The sequence below is a fragment of the Streptomyces sp. WAC07094 genome (assembly GCF_036320405.1).
Lineage (GTDB): Bacteria > Actinomycetota > Actinomycetes > Streptomycetales > Streptomycetaceae > Streptomyces > Streptomyces lannensis.
The window spans coordinates 2,423,661-2,441,306 of sequence record NZ_JAVMJZ010000001.1 but is presented as its reverse complement, the minus strand read 5'-3'; the positions used below and the strand labels follow the sequence as shown (position 1 = coordinate 2,441,306).

Annotated in this window: 13 protein-coding genes; 9 read left to right on the top strand and 4 right to left on the bottom strand. The window is 72.1% G+C overall.

Features of this window, described 5'->3' with window-relative positions; all coding sequences use genetic code 11:
* Nucleotides 1-2: 2 nt before the first annotated feature.
* The 4 genes from rbfA (at nt 3) to RCR19_RS10585 (ending at nt 6,428) form a co-directional block, all read left to right on the top strand.
* On the top strand, nt 3-455 hold the full coding sequence (gene rbfA / locus RCR19_RS10600; RefSeq protein WP_331264920.1) for a 30S ribosome-binding factor RbfA: 453 nt from the start codon (nt 3-5) through the stop codon (nt 453-455).
* Entirely contained in the window at nt 452-1,357 is a 906-nt protein-coding gene (gene truB, locus RCR19_RS10595; protein ID WP_059133443.1) for a tRNA pseudouridine(55) synthase TruB, read from the top strand. The genes rbfA and truB overlap by 4 nt, the downstream gene beginning before the upstream one ends.
* 291 nt (nt 1,358-1,648) lie before the next feature.
* Nucleotides 1,649-5,338 carry a trypsin-like peptidase domain-containing protein gene (locus RCR19_RS10590; RefSeq protein WP_331264919.1) on the top strand — a complete coding sequence of 1,230 codons (3,690 nt, stop codon included), beginning with the start codon at nt 1,649-1,651 and terminating at the stop codon, nt 5,336-5,338.
* Between the two features lie 136 nt (nt 5,339-5,474).
* Nucleotides 5,475-6,428 carry a bifunctional riboflavin kinase/FAD synthetase gene (locus RCR19_RS10585; protein ID WP_331264918.1) on the top strand — a complete coding sequence of 318 codons (954 nt, stop codon included), beginning with the start codon at nt 5,475-5,477 and terminating at the stop codon, nt 6,426-6,428.
* 138 nt (nt 6,429-6,566) lie between these two features.
* On the opposite strand, the gene RCR19_RS10580 is transcribed toward RCR19_RS10585, so the two are convergent.
* Nucleotides 6,567-9,476 carry an SCO5717 family growth-regulating ATPase gene (locus RCR19_RS10580; RefSeq protein ID WP_331264917.1) on the bottom strand — a complete coding sequence of 970 codons (2,910 nt, stop codon included), beginning with the start codon at nt 9,474-9,476 and terminating at the stop codon, nt 6,567-6,569.
* 1,031 nt (nt 9,477-10,507) lie between these two features.
* Nucleotides 10,508-10,804, bottom strand: coding sequence for a DUF397 domain-containing protein (locus RCR19_RS10575; protein WP_331264916.1), 297 nt, complete (start codon nt 10,802-10,804; stop codon nt 10,508-10,510).
* A 289-nt stretch (nt 10,805-11,093) separates the two neighbouring features.
* On the opposite strand from RCR19_RS10575, the gene rpsO reads away from it, so the two are divergent.
* The 5 genes from rpsO to RCR19_RS10550 all read left to right on the top strand — a co-directional run bounded on the left by rpsO (nt 11,094) and on the right by RCR19_RS10550 (nt 16,577).
* A complete protein-coding gene (gene rpsO / locus RCR19_RS10570) occupies nt 11,094-11,381 on the top strand; it encodes a 30S ribosomal protein S15 (protein ID WP_059126890.1) in 288 nt (95 codons plus the stop codon).
* Between the two features lie 324 nt (nt 11,382-11,705).
* A complete protein-coding gene (locus tag RCR19_RS10565; RefSeq protein ID WP_331264915.1) occupies nt 11,706-13,931 on the top strand; it encodes a polyribonucleotide nucleotidyltransferase in 2,226 nt (741 codons plus the stop codon).
* Complete coding sequence (locus RCR19_RS10560) at nt 13,928-15,307, top strand: pitrilysin family protein (RefSeq protein WP_331264914.1); 1,380 nt, start codon at nt 13,928-13,930, stop codon at nt 15,305-15,307. The genes RCR19_RS10565 and RCR19_RS10560 overlap by 4 nt, the downstream gene beginning before the upstream one ends.
* Nucleotides 15,308-15,359: 52 nt before the next feature.
* A complete protein-coding gene (gene dapB, locus RCR19_RS10555) occupies nt 15,360-16,112 on the top strand; it encodes a 4-hydroxy-tetrahydrodipicolinate reductase (protein WP_331264913.1) in 753 nt (250 codons plus the stop codon).
* A gap of 12 nt (nt 16,113-16,124) precedes the next feature.
* Nucleotides 16,125-16,577, top strand: a complete 453-nt coding sequence (locus tag RCR19_RS10550; protein ID WP_331264912.1) for a hypothetical protein — start codon at nt 16,125-16,127, stop codon at nt 16,575-16,577.
* A 113-nt stretch (nt 16,578-16,690) separates the two neighbouring features.
* On the opposite strand, the gene RCR19_RS10545 is transcribed toward RCR19_RS10550, so the two are convergent.
* Together RCR19_RS10545 and RCR19_RS10540 are read right to left on the bottom strand one after the other, a co-directional pair.
* On the bottom strand, nt 16,691-17,245 hold the full coding sequence (locus tag RCR19_RS10545; RefSeq protein WP_331264911.1) for a hypothetical protein: 555 nt from the start codon (nt 17,243-17,245) through the stop codon (nt 16,691-16,693).
* Between the two features lie 115 nt (nt 17,246-17,360).
* Complete coding sequence (locus RCR19_RS10540) at nt 17,361-17,597, bottom strand: hypothetical protein (protein WP_331264910.1); 237 nt, start codon at nt 17,595-17,597, stop codon at nt 17,361-17,363.
* Between the last annotated feature and the right edge of the window lie 49 nt (nt 17,598-17,646).

Here is a 17,646-nt window from a genome sequence, read left to right as displayed (position 1 = left end):
CAGTGGCCGACAACGCGCGGGCGAAGAGGCTGGCGGACCTCATCCGAGAGGTGGTGGCCCAGAAGCTGCAGCGCGGGATCAAGGACCCGCGGCTCGGCACGCACATCACCATCACGGACACCCGGGTCACGGGCGATCTGCGGGAGGCGACCGTCTTCTACACGGTGTACGGGGACGAGGAGGAGCGGCAGGCGGCTGCCGCCGGTCTGGAGAGCGCCAAGGGCATCCTGCGTTCCGAGGTCGGACGGGCCGCGGGCGTGAAGTTCACGCCGACCCTCAGCTTCGTCGCGGACGCCCTCCCGGACACCGCGAAGAACATCGAGGACCTGCTCGACAAGGCGCGCGCCTCCGACGCCAAGGTGCGCGAGACGGCGACGGGTGCCGCGTACGCCGGTGAAGCCGACCCGTACCGGAAGCCCGGCGCCGACGACGAGACGGACGACACCGCCGAATGACCCAGCAGCACAACACGCCCGACGGCCTTGTCATCGTCGACAAGCCGTCGGGCTTCACTTCGCACGACGTCGTGGCCAAGATGCGCGGTATCGCCAGGACACGGCGTGTCGGGCACGCCGGAACCCTCGACCCGATGGCGACCGGGGTGCTCGTCCTCGGTGTGGAGAAGGCCACCAAGCTCCTCGGCCACCTCGCTCTCACCGAGAAGGAGTACCTGGGGACGGTGCGCCTCGGCCAGAACACGGTCACGGACGACGCCGAGGGGGAGATCACCTCCTCCGCCGACGCCTCCGCGATCACCCGCGACGCCGTCGACGCCGGGATCGCCAAGCTCACCGGCGACATCATGCAGGTGCCGTCCAAGGTCAGCGCCATCAAGATCGACGGAGTGCGCTCCTACAAGCGGGCGCGTGAGGGCGAGGACTTCGACATCCCGGCGCGGCCGGTCACCGTCTCCTCCTTCTCGCTGTACGACGTCCGGGAGGCGGTCGCCGAGGACGGCACCCCGGTGCTCGACCTTGTGGTCTCCGTCGTCTGCTCGTCCGGCACCTACATCCGGGCCCTCGCCCGCGATCTGGGCGCCGACCTCGGCGTCGGCGGCCATCTCACGGCACTGCGGCGCACCCGCGTCGGTCCCTACAAGCTGGACGCCGCCCGCACCCTGGAACAGCTCCAGCAGGAGCTGACCGTGATGCCGATCGCCGAGGCGGCCGCGGCCGCGTTCCCGCGCTGGGACGTGGACGCCCATCGCACCCGGCTGCTCAGGAACGGCGTGCGCCTGGAGATGCCCGACGAGTACGCGGGCGCCGGTCCCGTGGCCGTCTTCGACCCCGAGGGTGTGTTCGTCGCGCTGGTGGAGCAGTCCAAGGGCAAGGCGAAGAGCCTGGCCGTCTTCGGCTGAACTCCGCCCGTGGAGCGGCGAACACGGGGTTCGAGCCGCCGCTCCACGGTCCCCCCTCGGTTCCCCCTCACAGAGGTGTATCCATCCCTCCGCGGTCATTCACCCCATCGAGCAGGCGCTCGGAGTGAACCGAGGGTGCGGAAGGGGGCGCGTTCGCCGCTCGATCTGTTGCGCTGATCATCGTCGGCCTACCGTCGGATCCAGGTACGGCGGGGAGGTTCGGGGATGGCGGGACGTGGCTCTCGAACGGTGGACTGCGGAAGGGACGAGCCGGGCGCGGGGCCGGGGCTCGTGCGCCTGTATGACCGGGCGGGGCGTCCGCGCGGCACCGGGTTCGCCATCGACCACGACGGCACGGTGGTCACCGGTCACGAGGCCGTCGACGGCCTCGACGACGGGCTGCTGCTCCAGGGGCCGGACGAACGCGTCTGCGCGGTGGGCGCCGAGGCGGTGACCCCGTTGCCCCACGCCGGACTCGCCCTCGTCCGCACCGAGGGGCTCGGTCTCGCTCCGCTTCCCGTCACGGCGCGGGACCGCATCGAGGCCGGTACGTACGTCCGGATCGCCGCGGGCGGCTGGCGCGAGGCACGCGTCCTCGGCACGACGGCCGTCACCTACCGCGCGCAGGACCGGCCCCATCACCTCGATGCCGCGCTGGAGTTGGCGATCGGCACCGCCGGTACCGAGGCACTGCGCACGGCCGGCGGCGCCGCCGGTGGCCCGGTGCTCGACGCCAGGACCGGCGCCGTGCTGGCCGTGCTCGGCACCGCACTGCACACGGAACACCGCACGACCGGGTTCGCGGTACCCCTGCGAGGGCTCGGACAGCAGCTGGAGCGAGTGCTGTCCCGCAACACGGAGACCGTGGCCGCCTACGGGCCGGACCTGAACCTGGCGGGCGTCCTCGTCGTCACCGGAGCGGCGACCCCGGCGACGACGGGTCCGTACGATGCGCACAGCGTTCCCGAGCCCGTCCGGCGCGGCGCCGTGCTCGGGGAGTTCGCGGCCTTCGAGAAGGGCCCGGCGGCCGTCCTCGGACTGGTCGGGCCATCGGGCAGCGGTCGTACGTCGGAACTCGCCTCGCTCGCCGCACGGCGCACACGCGGGCCCGTACCGGCTCCCGTGCTGTGGCTGCGCGGGGTGGACCTCGAAGGCCCGGACACCTCCCTGGCCGACGCGGTGAGACGGGCGCTCGAGCAGGCGTGCCGGATCGTGGGGGCATCCGGGACCCACGCCCCAGCGGGCCCCCGGTGCGATGTCAGCCCCGAGAGCCTGGCCCGGGTCGCACGGAACGCCGGACGCCCGCTGCTGCTGCTCCTGGACGACCCCGAGTGGATGCCGCTCGCCCTCGCCCCTCGGCTCCCCGGGTGGACGGCGGCCACGGCCGCCTGGCTCCGCGAGACGGGATCACGCCTCGTGGTGGCCTGCCGCCAGGAGTACTGGGAGTCGGCGGGCGCGGAGTTCCCGGGAGAGATGCTGCACCGCACGCGCGCCCCGGCGCCCGAGCCGCCCGAGAACCTCCCGGCCCTCCTCCCCGCCCGCACATCGGCACGAACAGGGGAGGGCTCGATCGTCGCGCCACGGTCCCCGGCCTCTCTGCCGCCCTGCGTCCGGCTCGGCACCCTCACCCCCGAGGAGGCCCTCCAGGCCCGCGCACGCCACGGCATCCCCGACGGTCTGCTCGACGACGACGCCGCCCGGCACCCCCTCACGCTGCGCCTTTTCGCGGAGGTGCGTGCGGCCCTTCCCGCCGCCGTCGACGGCCCCACCGACGGCACCGCACGCCGAGCCCGCATCAGCCGCGACGATGTCCTCTGCGCCCATCTGGACCTGATGTGCCTGCGCATCGCACGCCGGCTCGCCGCCTGGAACGGGCTGCGCGGCACTGCCGTTCGCCGTCTCGCGACCAAGGTCTCGGGACAGGTCCACGAGGCCGCCCGGCACTGCCTCGGCCCCGCACAGGGCGCACTGGACCATGCGACCTTCCAGGCCGTCTTTCCCGGTGGGCCCGCGCCGGCGCCATGGCTCGGCCGTATCGAGGGCTGGCACTCCGCCGTCCTCGCCGAGGGGTTGTTCGTGCCCGTGCCCGGCGGATACCGCTTCGCCCACGAGGATCTCGCCGACCGGCTCCAGGGCATGCACCTCGACCTGGACACCGCCCTGCACACCCTGGTGCACGCCCGGGCGCGGGGTGCGGTGGAGCGTCCGGTGTCGTCCCTGGCGGCGTCGGCGGCCGTCCGCCGCCGCCGCGGTCGTGCCGTGCTGCGGACCGTCCCCTCCCGCACCCTGCCGGTTCCACGCCATCGCATCGGCCCGGTCGTCCAGGCACTGCTCCTGCTGCCCCGCCAAAAGGGACGTGCCGAGCTCGCCCTGCGGCTCGAGGAACTGGTGCACGCTCTGGACACCCTGCCGCCGTCCCCCCAGGACCCGCCGCACGACGCCGTCTGGTGGGCCACCCACCTGCTCACCGAAACCCTGCTGCGGCTGGCCGACGCGACGCCGTATCTGCACGCGCTGCGCCTGCTCGCGGAGCACGTGGTACACCGCCGGGCCCGGGGTCTCGGTGTGCCGGACGAGCTCGGCCCGTGGTTCTGGGAGGCGCTCCCGGTGTCCGGTGCGGAACGGCTCGACCTGCTCAGAAGGCTGGTCGCGGCGGACGAGGCGCCCCGCACGGCCGGAGGGATCGGCTCGGAACGCACCGCGGGTCCTGTCCCCGCTTCACCGGGCGTCCCCCGCTACCTGGACGCCGTGGCACGGCTCCTCGTCGCCGACGCCCCCGCCGTGCAACGCGAGCTCACCCGCTGGTTCGACGACGAGCGTCCACTGCCCGCCACTCCGCATGCGACCGTGGCCACCGCCGCACAGGCACTGCTGCACACGCACCGGCACTGGGCTCTGGACGATCTGACCGAGGCGCTCCTGGACAGCGCACACCGGCGCGGCGAAGAACTGCTCGCCGTGCTCGCCGAGGAGGAGCCGTCCGCGGTGTGCAGGGCCGTGGACCGCTGGGCGCACGACGAACGGCCCGCTCGACGGACGGCGGCCGTGGCCCACGGGCTGCGCGCCGCCCCGCACGTCCGCACCGAGCCGGATCGCGAACTGCTGCGCCATGCGGCCCTCGCCATGGTCGCCCGCCCCGCCGACTGCACCGCGCACGGCGGCGCCCTCGCCCTCCTCGTCCACGACCCGCTGACCCGTGACCGGTATCTCCCGCAGGCCCTGACACGGTTCGCCGCCGGTGATCCGCAGCTGCCCGCCGGTGCCCTGGTCCCCGCGCTCGCCACCCATCCGGAACCGGTGCTCGCCGCGTTCCGCCCGCGGCTGCGCCAGTGCGGACCCGACGTGGACGACACCCTGCGCACGCTCGTCGACTCGACGACGCCCGCCCTGGCCGGGCAGGTCGCCCGTCTCCTGCGCGACCTCATGGCACTCCTCCCGGAGCCGGACGTCACTTCCCACGACGCCGGCCCGCCGACGGGCCTCGGGGAGCACATCGCCGCCCATGCGGTCAGGCACCTGGAGCACGGCCGCGCCCACCGCCCCGTGCTGCTGCCGCTGGTCACCGGACTGCTCGACGGCGGACCGGCGCAGCTGCGCGCGGCGCTCGCCGCCGCGCTGGCCGCACCCGGCCGCGCGGAGTCCCGTCCCCTGCGGTGGGAACTGCTGGATCTGCTGCTCGCCCGGGAGCGGGACCCCATGGTCCTTGAGCGCCTGCTGCGTGCCGCGGCCGACGGTCTGCACCGGGGCGGTGAGGAGCACGCCCGTCATGTGATCCACCGGGTCGGCCTGCTTCTGGCCCGCACCGGCGACGGCGCCGCACACTTCGATCGTGAACTGTTCGACCTCGCCCGGCACGTACCCGGATTCGCCCGGCTCGTGGCCCGCTGGCTCACCGAGGCGCCGGGGGAATGGGCCGTCCTGGTCGGCCCGAGCACCCGTCGGATGATCGAGAACCTGGGCGGTCTACGGGTCCCGGCCTGACCCGGCCGACCCGCGGTGCCCGACGTGCCGCCCGTCACAGCACCCATGCCGATGCCTGCCCGGACCATCCGGCATGGCACCCTTAGACCTGCGTACGAGGCAGACACGGACATGGGTTCGACGAGGAGCGGTCACAGTGCAGCGCTGGCGTGGCTTGGAGGACATCCCCCAGGACTGGGGGCGCAGCGTCGTCACCATCGGGTCCTACGACGGAGTCCACCGCGGACACCAGCTGATCATCCGGCATGCCGTGGATCGTGCCCGTGAGCTGGGCGTTCCCTCGGTGGTCGTGACCTTCGACCCGCACCCGAGCGAGGTCGTGCGCCCCGGCAGCCACCCCCCGCTGCTCGCCCCGCACCACCGTCGCGCCGAGCTGATGGCGAAGCTGGGTGTCGACGCGGTCCTCATCCTGCCCTTCACCACCGAGTTCTCACGGCTCTCGCCCGCCGACTTCGTGGTCAAGGTCCTGGTGGACAAGTTGCATGCCAAGGCCGTCGTCGAGGGCCCGAACTTCCGCTTCGGCCACAAGGCCGCCGGAAACGTGCAGTTCCTGGCCGAGCAGGGCAAGACCTACGACTTCGACGTCGAGGTCGTCGACCTCTATGTGAGCGGAGACGCGGGCGGCGGCGAGCCCTTCTCCTCCACGCTGACCCGGCGGCTGATCGCCGACGGTGACGTCGAGGGGGCGCGCGAGATCCTCGGCCGTCCGCACCGGGTCGAGGGCGTGGTGGTGCGCGGCGCCCAGCGGGGCCGTGAGCTCGGCTTCCCGACCGCCAACGTGGAGACGCTTCCGCACACCGCGATCCCGGCCGACGGTGTCTACGCAGGCTGGCTGCACGTCCAGGGCGAGGCCATGCCGGCGGCGATCTCCGTCGGTACGAACCCCCAGTTCGACGGCACTGAGCGGACCGTCGAGGCCTACGCCATCGACCGGGTGGGCCTCGACCTGTACGGGCTGCACGTCGCCGTCGACTTCCTGGCGTTCGTCCGTGGCCAGGCCCGGTTCGAGTCGCTGGACGCGCTGCTGGAGCAGATGGCGGAGGACGTGAAGCGCTGTCGCGACCTGATCGCGGCGGACGACACCGACTGAGCCCCGCGCCCGCCGGGTCGGGTTCCCCGACCGTCCCTCGTGCGGAAGAGCACATACAAGAACGGGGCGGCCCGCGCCTGATGGCGCGGGCCGCCCCGTTCTTGTCGCCGTGGTGTCCCCGTCGGCGGGGCCGTCCGGCTACTGCTCGGGCGGCGCGGGCGGCGTCTGCCCCGGTTGCGGCGGATAGGGCTGCTGGGTCGACGGGTAGGGCTGGTGGGCGGGAGGATGCGGCTGCCCCGGCTGTGGTGCTGCCGGGTGCGATCCGCTCGGCTGCTGCGGCGGACCCTGCTGGGCGCCGGGCTGCGGGTACGGGGGCTGTGCGTATCCGTGGGGTGCCTGGGGCGGCATCGGGGCCTGGCCGGGCGCGGACTGCCCGGGGGCCTGCTGGCCCGGGATGTACGGCCGGCCCTGGATCTGCTGCCCGGGCATGGGCTGCCCCGGGACCTGCTGAGCCGGGATCTGGCCGGGGAACTGGCCGGGCATCGGCGGCGCGGCGACCGGGGGCGGGTTGCCGTCCGACGTCCACAGGCCGTGCGACTGCTGGTGGCGTGCGATGTCCTCGGCGACCATCGCGGCGAGCGTGAAGTACGCCTCCCGCACCTTCGGCCGCATCATGTCGAGGTCGACCTCGGCACCCGCCGCCAGGTGCTCGTCGAACGGCACGACGACCACGCCGCGGCACCGCGTCTCGAAGTGCGACACGATGTCCTCCACCTTGATCATCTTTCCGGTCTCGCGGACTCCGGAGATGACGGTGATGGACCGCGCGACCAGGTCCGCGTATCCGTGGGCCGACAGCCAGTCCAGCGTGGTGCTCGCGCTGCTCGCGCCGTCGACCGAGGGCGTCGAGATGATGATGAGCTGGTCGGCGAGATCGAGGACCCCGCGCATCGCGCTGTACAGCAGACCCGTTCCGGAGTCGGTGAGGATGATCGGGTACTGCCTGCCGAGCACGTCGATCGCGCGCCGGTAGTCCTCGTCGTTGAACGTCGTGGAGACGGCGGGGTCGACGTCGTTGGCGATGATCTCCAGACCGGAGGGCGCCTGCGAGGTGAACCGCCGGATGTCCATGTAGGAGTTCAGGTACGGGATCGCCTGGACCAGGTCGCGGATGGTGGCCCCCGTCTCGCGGCGCACCCGGCGCCCGAGGGTGCCCGCGTCCGGGTTGGCGTCGATCGCCAGGATCTTGTCCTGCCGCTCGGTGGCGAGTGTGGAGCCCAGGGCCGTGGTCGTGGTGGTCTTGCCGACACCGCCCTTGAGGCTGATGACGGCGATCCGGTAGCACGACAGGACCGGCGTGCGGATCAGTTCGAGCTTGCGCTGCCGCTCGGCCTCCTCTTTCTTGCCGCCGAGCTTGAACCGGCCACCGCCGCCCGCCGGACGGCTGCTCTTCGCCTTCTGCCTCTTGTTGTTGAGCAGCCGGTCGGAGGACAGCTCCACCGCGGCGGTGTAACCGAGCGGTGCCACGCCGGGGTTGGTCGGCTGCCGCTGGTCGTGCTGGACGGGCTGCGGCCAGGCGGCACCGACGCGCGGGTCCACCGGGGGCTGCGGCTGCGCGGGCGGCTGCGGGAAGCCGTAACCGTCGGGCTGCGCGCCCGAGTTCGGGGCGGGCTGCGGGGGGAAGCCATAGCCGGGCTGAGGGGCCGGCTGGTTCGGCACGGGGGCGTTCGGGTACGGGGCCGCGGCCGGGGGCTGTGCCTGGGGGACCTGGGCGTCGGGCGCCTGGGCCTGTGGGGCCCGGGGGTTCGACTGTGGGAAGCCGTAGCCGCTCTGCGGCGGCACGGGGACGCCCGGCTGCGGGAAGCCGTAGCCGGCCTGCGGGTGCGGGGCGTCGGCGGCCGGGGGAGCGGGGACGCCGGGCTGCGGGAAGCCGTAGCCGGCCGGCTGGGGAACGGGCGCGCCGGGCTGGGACTGCTGCCAGGCGGCGGGTGCGGGCTGCGGTGGCTGCGGCTGGGCCGGCTGCTGCTGAGGCGGGACGGCCGGCTGTGCCGGTGCCTGGCCCTGTGCGGCGGGGGCGGGGGGTGCCACCTGGGGCGTGGGGGGCCGCTGGGCCGCGGGGCCGGGCGCGGCCGGCTGGTAGGCGGGCGGCAGGGGCGGGAGCGCGTTCTGCGGTACCGGTGGCGGAGTCCAGCCCTGCGGCGGCTGCACGTCCCCGGAGGTGTCCGGCTGTGCGCCCTGCGCCGTCCCGTCCTCGGCGGGGGTGGCCGGTGCGGTCGCGGCCTCGTCGGGGGCGCTCTGGCCCTCGGCGTCGGCGGAGGCGGTGTCGCCGGTGGTGACCGCGGTGTCGGGGGTTCGGGAAGCGGTCTCCGGCGCAGGTTCCGTCGGCGGTGCTTCAGGGGAGGCGGAACCGCCGGACGGCTCAGCCGTGTTCCCGCCCGTCTCGTCCCGGTCGGATCCGGAGTCGCCCCCGTCCCCGGCGGCGGAAGCCTGCTGAGCGTCGGCACCGGTGTCGGCGGGGTCGGCGGTCTCCGCGTCGTCGTCCGAGGCCCGGACGCCGGTGCGCGGCGAAGGAGCCGACAGTTCGAAGTCTCCGGCGTCGCGCGCGCCTTCGCCGCCCCGTGACGTGTCCTCCGGGCCGGCCGCGGCGTTCCCGGCCGCCTGGTTCGCGGCGGCCGCCTGCTCGAACTCGTGCTGGAGCGCGGCCGCGGAGAAGCGCATCGTGGCGGCGTTCCGCGCGTCCCCGGCCGAGGGCGGGGCGGCCGGCACCTCGGCCGGTGGCGTCCACACGGGGAAACCCTCGTCAGACCCGGCGTTCGGCGGCTCGGCCGGGGTCACGGCCGGAGTCGTGGGCGCGGGCCCCGCGGGTGCGCCCCCGTCGGTTGGGGGAGCGGGTGGCGCGGGCGGAACGGGAGCGGCGGGAACCGAAGGCTCCGCGGCCTGCTGCGACGACGTGTCCGCCGACCCGCCCGACGCGTTCTGCGTGTACCAGGCGGGCGCCGCGTAGTCGATGGTGAACTCGCCCGTCATGTCGAGGGCGGACTCGGCGTCGGACTGGTCATCGTCGGGTGAAGCCCAGCCCCCGCGGATCCCGTTCCGATCGCTGCTCACAGTTCCTCCTGGTGTGGTCGAGCACCCTCATGCCGTGCTGGGGCGACCGCTCTTGTTGTACAAAGTCGTCCGACGCCGTCCGATTCCGCCCGGCACGTCCCCCGGGCGCCGACGGCTCTCACAGGTTCCGGTGCGGCGCCCACTCCCAGCCTAATCACCACGAGCGTTCCCGGGGCAGGCCTGCCCGTGGCTCGACGCCCGGCCGAGTTGTCACACCCTGCTCGTACCTGACGCACGGACAGATGGAGACCGTTCACAAAGCGAACGCCAAGGACGGTCATTCCGGTCCAGAACGGGGAGCGAACCGGTCACAACCACCGCATGGCGGAACGCTGTTGTTCACGACCTGCCGGGGAGGGCCGTCACACGGTCCATCCTCCGTGGTGTACCCAACAATCCGGTCTCGGAGTCCGTCGGCCGGGTGACTTCGGCCGGGTCTCCGCTCCCGTTACGGGGACGGGACCTCCGTGGACGCCGTACTGCACATGGAGGTCGATGTCACGCCGATACGGGGCTCGCGCTCCACGGCAGGTGCCGGTCCCGGCGCGATCGCCGGTGGTACCACCACGACCCTCCTCTGCCGGGTGCACAACTCCCGGGCGGTGCCGAACCGTTCGGAGCCGGACCGGCCGCGGCGGACCGGACCTGCCCGACGGCGCCACGGCTGACGGGGCGGACGCCGTCCTGCATATGCGCGTCACGTTCTGCCGCACGGCCGGATCGCCGCCTCCTCCGCCACCCGTTCGGGGCCCGCGGTTCGCGTGCCGAGCGGATGCCGCCGTGCCGCTGCCGCGGCAATCGTCGAACAGCGGGGTCCCGGGCCCGTCCTCACCCCGCCGCACAGTCCCGGGCGTGGTGTCCCCTCTTCCCGGTGTCGCTTTCTGGAGATCGTTTCCGGGGGCACCTCTTGGTGATCGCCGAGAACGCGAGCCTCCGGCCGGCGGGCCGTGTCACCGGGCGACCGCCGGAGCAGGGCCCGCGGCCGGTCCCCGGCCGGGGACCCGGAGGACGCGGATCGCGCCGCGCCGGGCTCACTCGGAGGCGACGCCCTCGGTCCGCGGCCCCTCTTCAAGATCGAACTCCCCGTCCCGGGCCCCCAGCACAAAGGCCCGCCACTCCGCCTCCGTGTACCGCAGTACCGTGCCGGGGTCGAGCGAGGACCGCATGGCCACCGCCCCGCCGGGGAGGTATGCGATCTCGACCCGCTCCTCGTGCGCCTCCGTGCCCGGTGCGCTCTGCCACTCGACGTCCGAGATGTCGAGGGCGTACAGCTCGTCCCGCTCCCGGTCCTTGCGCGCCTTGACGTCCTCGTCCGCTTCTTCCGTCATGGCGAAGCGACCCCTTCCCGACGTGCGTATGATCCAGGGCTCACCCTAGTGGCCGCCCACCGGCACGCGGGCTGTTCACGGGACCGCGGTCAAGGGCGTCGTCATCGGCTGGTACGCTGTGTGACGGCCGTTCGTGTACGCGCCCCCGGACCCTGCCCAGGACCCTCGCGGGTCTCCAGGGAACCGGAGGACGCGCTCAGCGGATCCCCGCCGCCCGAGTCACAGAAGCTCCCCTGAGAAGCAGACCAGGGGCACTCGGCGGCACTCATGAAGACTACGAGGAGTACGCGTGTCGCTCGACGCCGCAACGAAGAAGCAGATTGCCGCCGAATTCGGTACCAAGGAGGGTGACACCGGCTCCCCCGAGGTCCAGGTCGCGCTGCTGTCCCGCCGCATCTCCGACCTGACCGAGCACCTCAAGACCCACAAGCACGACCACCACTCCCGCCGTGGTCTGCTGATCCTGGTCGGTCAGCGTCGCCGCCTGCTGCAGTACCTGGCCAAGAAGGACATCCAGCGCTTCCGTGTGCTGGTCGACCGCCTCGGCATCCGCCGCGGTGCGGCGGGCGCCCGGTAAGACGCCGTGAAGGGAGCGGTTCCCGTACGAAGGGGGCCGCTCCCTTTGCTGTACATGCGGACTGTCATCCACGCTTTGTAGTGTGGTAGCACAACGCCAGATGTACGAAGCAGTGCGAGGAACGCCCGGACGGACCGGGCGCCGCCCCGCACACCGAACGAGGGGAAGCGCACCTCGCCGCCGCCGGTCCTCGGTAGTGGCCCCCGGGGGAAGAGAATCCCGGGTGCTTCGATCGAAGACCGGCCCGCACCAGAAGGAGCGCTTCTCCGCCACCGTCCCCCTGCCACACGGGCAGCCAGGGACGAAGACGAGGAGAAAACGCTAGTGGAGAACGAGACCCACTACGCCGAGGCCGTCATCGACAACGGCTCCTTCGGCACCCGTACGATCCGCTTCGAGACGGGCCGCCTGGCCAAGCAGGCCGCCGGCTCCGCCGTCGCGTACCTGGACGACGACACCATGGTGCTGTCGGCCACCACCGCGTCCAAGAACCCCAAGGACCAGCTCGACTTCTTCCCCCTGACGGTGGACGTCGAGGAGCGGATGTACGCGGCCGGGAAGATCCCCGGTTCCTTCTTCCGCCGTGAGGGCCGTCCGTCCGAGGACGCCATCCTCACCTGCCGGCTGATCGACCGCCCGTTGCGTCCTTCCTTCAAGAAGGGCCTGCGCAACGAGATCCAGGTCGTCGCCACGATCATGGCGCTCAACCCCGACCACCTGTACGACGTCGTGGCGATCAACGCCGCGTCCGCCTCCACGCAGCTGGCCGGTCTGCCCTTCTCCGGTCCGATCGGCGGCGTCCGCGTCGCGCTGATCAACGGCCAGTGGGTCGCCTTCCCGACGCACACCGAGCTCGAGGACGCCGTCTTCGACATGGTGGTGGCCGGCCGCGCCCTGGAGGACGGCGACGTCGCGATCATGATGGTCGAGGCCGAGGCCACCGACAAGACCATCCAGCTGGTCAAGGGCGGTGCCGAGGCGCCGACCGAGGAGGTCGTCGCCGCCGGTCTGGAGGCCGCGAAGCCCTTCATCAAGGTGCTGTGCAAGGCGCAGTCGGACCTCGCCGCCAAGGCCGCCAAGCCGACCGCCGAGTTCCCGATCTTCCTCGACTACGAGAACGACGTCCTCGAGGCGCTGACCGCCGCCGTCCGCCCCGAGCTGGCCCAGGCGCTCACCATCGCCGGCAAGCAGGAGCGCGAGTCCGAGCTGGACCGCGTCAAGCAGCTCGCCGCCGAGAAGCTCCTGCCGGAGTTCGAGGGCCGCGAGAAGGAGATCTCCGCCGCGTACCGTTCGCTGACCAAGTCCCTGGTCCGCGAGCGCGTCATCAAGGAGAAGAAGCGCATCGACGGCCGTGGTGTGACGGACATCCGCACGCTCGCCGCCGAGGTCGAGGCCATCCCGCGGGTGCACGGTTCGGCCCTGTTCGAGCGTGGCGAGACCCAGATCCTGGGCGTCACCACCCTCAACATGCTGCGCATGGAGCAGCAGCTGGACACCCTCTCGCCGGTGACCCGCAAGCGCTACATGCACAACTACAACTTCCCGCCGTACTCCACCGGTGAGACCGGTCGCGTGGGCTCTCCGAAGCGCCGCGAGATCGGCCACGGCGCCCTCGCCGAGCGCGCCCTGGTCCCGGTGCTGCCCGCGCGTGAGGATTTCCCCTACGCGATCCGCCAGGTGTCCGAGGCCCTCGGTTCCAACGGCTCGACGTCCATGGGCTCGGTCTGTGCCTCGACCATGTCGCTGCTGAACGCCGGTGTGCCGCTGAAGGCCCCGGTCGCCGGTATCGCCATGGGTCTGATCTCCCAGGAGATCGACGGCGAGACGCACTACGTGACGCTGACCGACATCCTCGGTGCCGAGGACGCCTTCGGTGACATGGACTTCAAGGTCGCCGGCACCAAGGAGTTCGTGACCGCTCTCCAGCTCGACACCAAGCTGGACGGCATCCCGGCCTCCGTCCTGGCCGCGGCCCTCAAGCAGGCCCGCGACGCCCGTCTCCACATCCTCGACGTGATGATGGAGGCCATCGACCGGCCCGACGAGATGTCCCCGAACGCCCCGCGGATCATCACCGTCAAGATCCCGGTCGACAAGATCGGTGAGGTCATCGGCCCCAAGGGCAAGATGATCAACCAGATCCAGGAGGACACCGGCGCCGAGATCACGATCGAGGACGACGGCACGATCTACATCGGTGCCGCCGACGGCCCCTCCGCCGAGGCCGCCCGCGCCACGATCAACGGCATCGCCAACCCGACCATGCCGGAGGTCGGCGAGCGCTACCTGGGCACGGTCGTGAAGACGACCACCTTCGGTGCGTTCGTCTCGCTGCTCCCGGGCAAGGACGGCCTGCTCCACATCTCGCAGATCCGCAAGCTCGCGGGTGGCAAGCGTGTGGAGAACGTCGAGGACGTCCTCGGCGTGGGCCACAAGGTCCAGGTCGAGATCGCCGAGATCGACTCCCGCGGCAAGCTCTCCCTCATCCCGGTGATCGAGGGCGAGGGCGAAGGCGAGGCCGACGAGGCGAAGGACGACACGGACAAGTGACGTCCCGTGGCTTCAAGGTGACGGCCCGCTCCTCCTCGGAGGCGCGGGCCGTTGCCCGTACCCAAACTCTGATCAAGGGTGTGAACGGCATCGGTACCGTCCGCAAGACCACTCTCCCGGGTGGCCTGCGTGTCGTCACCGAGACGCTGCCCTCGGTGCGCTCCGCCACCTTCGGCATCTGGGCGCACGTCGGCTCGCGCGACGAGACGCCGTCCCTGAACGGCGCCACGCACTACCTGGAACACCTGCTCTTCAAGGGCACGCAGCGCAGGAGTGCCCTCGACATCTCCTCGGCGATCGACGCGGTCGGCGGTGAGATGAACGCGTTCACGGCGAAGGAGTACACGTGCTACTACGCACGCGTGCTCGACACCGACCTGCCGCTCGCCATCGACGTCGTGTGCGACATGCTCACCGGCTCGCGGATCCTCGAAGAGGACGTCAACATCGAGCGGGGCGCGATCCTCGAGGAGATCGCGATGACCGAGGACGACCCCGGCGACTGTGTGCACGACCTGTTCGCACACACGATGTTCGGCGACAACGCGCTCGGCCGACCCGTCCTCGGCACGGTGGACACCGTCAACGCCCTGACCGCCGACCGCATCCGCCGCTTCTACAAGAAGCACTACGACCCCACGCACCTCGTCGTCGCGTGCGCGGGCAACATCGACCACAACAAGGTCGTCCGTCAGGTGCGTGCCGCCTTCGAGAAGGCCGGTGCCCTCTCGGGCACGGACTCAGTGCCCCTCGCACCGCGCGACGGCCGCCGCGCCATCCGTACGACCGGCCGCGTCGAGCTGCTCGGCCGCAAGACCGAACAGGCGCACGTGGTCCTCGGCATGCCCGGACTGGCCCGTACCGACGACCGCCGCTGGGCCCTCGGCGTGCTGAACACCGCTCTGGGCGGCGGCATGTCCTCGCGCCTGTTCCAGGAGGTCAGGGAGAAGCGCGGTCTCGCCTACAGCGTCTACTCGTACACCTCGGGCTTCGCCGACTGCGGCCTGTTCGGCGTATACGCCGGCTGCCGGCCGAGCCAGGTGCACGATGTGCTCAAGATCTGCCGCGACGAGCTGGACCAGGTGGCCGAGCAGGGCCTGTCCGACGACGAGATCGAGCGCGCCATCGGCCAGCTGCGGGGTTCCACGGTTCTGGGGCTCGAGGACACGGGCGCGCTGATGAACCGTATCGGCAAGAGCGAGCTGTGCTGGGGCGACCAGATGTCGGTGGACGACATGCTGGCCCGGATAGCCGCGGTCACCCCGGACGACGTCCGGGCGGTGGCCCGGGAGATCCTGGGGCAGCGGCCCTCGCTGTCGGTCATCGGTCCGCTCAAGGACAAGCAGGCGTCGCGTCTGCACGAAGCGGTCGCGTAGCTTCTCGACGCATCCGACCGTCCTCGACAAGTTCGACCAAGGAATCAGGAACATGAGCAAGCTGCGCGTGGCGGTCCTCGGTGCCAAGGGCCGGATCGGTTCGGAGGCGGTACGGGCCGTCGAAGCCGCCGAGGACATGGAACTCGTCGCCGCCCTCGGCAGCGGTGACAAGCTGGAGACCCTCGTCGTCGCCGGCGCCCAGGTCGCGGTGGAGCTGACCACCCCGGCCTCGGTGATGGGCAACCTCGACTTCTGCGTACGGCACGGCATCCACGGAGTGGTCGGCACCACCGGCTGGACCGAGGATCGCCTCGCGCAGCTCAAGGGCTGGCTCGCCCAGTCGCCGGAGACGGGGGTCCTCATCGCCCCGAACTTCTCCATCGGCGCGGTGCTGACCATGAAGTTCGCCGAGGTGGCCGCCCCGTACTTCGAGTCCGTCGAGGTGGTCGAGCTGCACCACCCGAACAAGGTGGACGCCCCGAGCGGCACCGCCACGCGCACCGCCCAGCTCATCGCCGCCGCGCGAGAGAAGGCGGGCAGCGTCCCGCAGCCCGACGCCACGGTGACGGCTCTGGACGGCGCGCGTGGAGCAGACGTCGGGGGTGTCCCGGTGCACGCGGTCCGGCTGCGCGGACTGCTCGCCCATCAGGAGGTGCTGCTCGGCGGCGAGGGCGAGACCCTCACCATCCGCCATGACTCGCTGCACCACAGCAGCTTCATGCCGGGCATCCTGCTCGGCGTCCGCCGCGTCGTGACCGCCCCGGGCCTGACCTTCGGCCTGGAGCACTTCCTCGACCTGAAGTAGAAGCAGCCGTCCATGCGCGCGAAGATCACCTATACCGTCACGGCCGCCGTCCTGGTCGTCTACTTCGTCCTGGTCGGCAGCCGCGGGCTGCTCCTGATCCAGAACGGCACCCCGGTCACCGTCGCCTTCGGCGTGGCGGTGCTGATCCTGCCTGTCATCGGGGTCTGGTTCCTGTGGAAGAACACGCAGTTCGTTCGCAAGGCCAACCGGCTCGCGGCCCAGCTGGACGCCGAGGGAGGCCTGCCGGTCGACGAGCTGAGGCGCACGCCGAGCGGGCGCATCGACCGGGACTCGGCCGACGAGGTCTTCGCCAGGCGCAAGGCGGAGACGGAGGCGGCCCCGGACGACTGGCGAAGCTGGTTCCGGCTGGCGGTCGCCTATCACGACGCCCGTGACACCCCCCGCGCCCGCAAGGCGATGCAGCGGGCGATCTCCCTGCACGAGGGCAGAACCGTCGGGGCCTGACCGCAGGAGGTCCCGGACGCCCTCAGGGCGCCCTCGCGGCGCCGAAGACGTCCGACCCGTACGACGAAGGGGCCGGTTCGCACATCGCGAACCGGCCCCTTCGTCGTCGTGTGTCAGCCCTCGCGGTACTCGCCGGCCCAGGCCTCCACCGTGTCCGCCGCGCGGTCGAACGCCTGCGAACGCGCCAGGAAGTCCGCGCCGTGCGTGGTCATCAGCGGCAGGTCCTCGGACGTGCGGCCCCTGGACGAGAGGACCAGCGCCTGTCCCTGCACGGTGCGCGGCAGTCCGAGCCAGCGCACCGGCTGCTGCACCGTCCGTACGGAGACGATCTGCCCCCAGGCGACGGTGCGCGTGCTGAAGAAGGCCACCCGGCGCAGTCCTCGGGCGCTCACCCATACACCGACCCGCAACAGCCGCAGGGCCGCGGCGACGAGGAGCACTCCGATCACGAGCGCCGTACCGGCGCTCGACGGCGTGCCGGTGAGCCCGATGATGACGCCCGCGAAGAGCACGTATGAAGCGAGCAGCAGCAGAAGGGCGGCCGCGCCCACCCGCCACGGGCCGGGACGGTAGGGGCGGCGCCAGCGGTCACGGTCGTCGTAGGGCAGCGGAAGATCGTCCGCCGCTTGATCGTAGGTACGGTCGGCCGTCAGAAAGGGCAGGGGCACGGCTGATCCTCGCTCGGTCCATGGGGCTGTGCCCGGTGAGGCTATCGAGCCCTCTCCCCTCCCACCACCCTCGGGGTTCCGAGGTGCCTCCGCGCCGGCCGGGCGAGGGGGGGGGTCAGCGGCCGTCGGACGCCTCGGAGTGCTGCGTGGGCGCGGGCGACTGCTGCTGCAGGGAGGGCATCCCTATCACCAGGGCGCCCACCAGTCCCGCGACGATGGTGAGACCCATCAGCCAGCGCCCGGCCATCTGCCCGCGCGTGGCGCGCTCGCGGGGCGGGGGAGCGATGTTGCTCCGGAAGGAGTCGGCTTCGGCGAGGAAGGCGAAGGGTACGGACTCGCGCCGACGGAACATGGGGGCGCTTCTCCTTTTCGGGCTCGAAGAGGTCCTGGGGCCGGTGTGG